The 2,126-nt window shown below is 38.2% G+C and carries 2 protein-coding genes; both read left to right on the top strand.

Annotated elements, in window-relative coordinates; translation table 11 throughout:
* The first annotated feature begins 42 nt into the window (after positions 1-42).
* Positions 43-1,575: a transglycosylase SLT domain-containing protein gene (locus COD11_RS25810; RefSeq protein WP_098799747.1), complete on the top strand. Its 1,533-nt coding sequence runs from the start codon at positions 43-45 to the stop codon at positions 1,573-1,575.
* Between the two features lie 12 nt (positions 1,576-1,587).
* Positions 1,588-1,830: a hypothetical protein gene (locus COD11_RS26580; RefSeq protein ID WP_141549758.1), complete on the top strand. Its 243-nt coding sequence runs from the start codon at positions 1,588-1,590 to the stop codon at positions 1,828-1,830.
* Positions 1,831-2,126: the final 296 nt, after the last annotated feature.

The following is a 2,126-nucleotide window of genomic DNA, read 5'->3' as shown; positions in this document are numbered from 1 at the left end:
TAGAAGTTTTGACAATACGGCCAGTAATTAAGGAGGAGACATATGAAAAATATAAGTTTAAGTTTACTATTGTTATTTACACTTATATTTTCTACGAATCTACCAACTGCTGAAGCTGCAGAGACAGAATTAAGTGCAAAAGAGAAAAAAGAACTCATCACGAAATATGCAATAAAATATAATATTCCACCTGAAATCTTAAAGGCAATTGCTATGAAAGAGACTGCTATGATGCAGTATCAAACCAATGGTGAACCTGTTATGAACAAGAACAATGACGGTGGAATCGGCATCATGCAAGTAACAATGTCTAAAGAAGAAATGCAAGCCCAACGTATTGATGAATATAAATTGAAATACAGCACGGAATATAATATCGAACAAGGTGCAAAAATCCTTAACAGCAAATGGAGCTACGATATTCCAAGAATAAATGACCGTGATCGCACGAAAATTGAGCACTGGTACTTTGCAGTCTGGGCCTACAACGGTCTATCTGTACGTAACGTACCAAGCAAATCAAATCCATCTCCTTATCAGGAAAAGGTATTTGACTATATTAGAGACTGGGCATACGTTCCGATTGCTCCTACTCCAAAAATTGAAACATCAACAACTAGTAATGGAACACTTGTGTTTACGAAAAAGCAATATGATATAGAAGAGTGGAACACAACCTCTATGCAAAGCTTAAAAAGTGGCGATGTTGTTTATACTTCTTATAGTACCCTAGCAAATGGGGTTTCAAACCTGCGTGATCTTCCTGATACGGTATCTCCATCAAAGATTATTTCTAAGGTGCTACCATATAGTCGAGTGAAGATTATCTCTGGTCCTTATGAATCTGAAGCCAAAGCAAACTTATTTTCATTCTATAAGGTTAGTGTAAATGGCAAAGAAGGTTATCTATCATCTTCTAATCTACAAGGTTCAACACCGGCTGTGACTGTACCTCATACAACATTCCCGACAAACCATGACCAACCTGTGGGACGAGTTGTGATCTACACGAATAATGTTCCATTTCTAAAAAGTAACGAAGACGGAACATTTACTGTTGTAAAAAGAAGTGATAAAAATCCTAACTTTAACAAAGGCGAAATGATTAGAATGTACGGTGTAATGGGAGATTACTTCCATGTTGGTGGCGGATATTATATTAAAAATTCTGAAAGTGATATGAACATCATGATCGGACGTGCCTATATTGATAAGCCAACTAAACTATATCGTCTAACTAGCGATAATAAACTCTCTGAACACCCAAGTAACATCACCTATAAAACTGGTGAATATTTAAGAGTTTACGATTATGATGATCAGTATATCTATGTTGGATCTGATAGTGTCGGCAAACATGTTCTGAAAAGAGATAATAATGTGAAGCTTGTTATGGGCTTTATTACGCCTAAGAAAAACATCACAATGTACAAGCCTAACGGTGTAGTTCATAAGACTCTTAAAGCAGGAGAACGCATTTGGGTATATGGAATTGACGGTAAGCACCTTGATGTAGGTGGCGGTTACTACGTAATCTATGACAATAAGGACGCTGTGAACTATTCGTCATTATAAGAGAAGAAAAGGATGAAATCATTGAGATTTCATCCTTTTTATTTGGGTTCAGCTAATCAGATATGTCCCAAGATGCCGGGAGTGTCGGGAAAAGAGCGAGTGGAAAAAGAGCAAACTTTCGATTATGTGGGAATTGAGGCAAGAGCAAGGGGAGAAGGGGTATCGTGTATTGGTACCGTGGGAATTGGGACAAGAAAGAGAAGAGAAGAAGCGAGTATGTCTCGATACCATGAGAATCGGGACAAACAAGGGTAGGGAAGAAGGAAGTGTGTCTCGATACAATGAGAATCAGGACAAACAAGAGCAGAAAAGAAGAGAATGTGTCTCGATACCAAGAGAATCTGGACAAATAAGAGCAGAAAAGAAATAGTTATGTCTCGATACCATGAGAATCGGGACAAATAAGAGCAGAAAAGAAGGAAGTGTGTCTCGATACCGCTAAAATCGGGACACGCAAGAGTGGAAAAGAAAGAAGTGTGTCTCGATACCGCGAGAATCGGGACAAACAAGAGCCAAAAAGAAGCAGTTATGTCTCGATACCGTGAGAATCG

The sequence above is a fragment of the Bacillus sp. AFS040349 genome (genome assembly GCF_002577655.1).
Lineage (GTDB): Bacteria > Bacillota > Bacilli > Bacillales > Bacillaceae > Metabacillus.
Note: the sequence above shows the minus strand (reverse complement) of the source record. Positions and strands in the feature narration are given on the sequence as shown.

Bases quoted from the DNA above. Each gene is read 5' to 3' on its own strand.
- COD11_RS26580 (WP_141549758.1), top strand. From the start codon at position 1,588: ATGAAATCATTGAGATTTCATCCTTTTTATTTGGGTTCAGCTAATCAG.
- COD11_RS25810 (WP_098799747.1), top strand. From the start codon at position 43: ATGAAAAATATAAGTTTAAGTTTACTATTGTTATTTACACTTATATTT.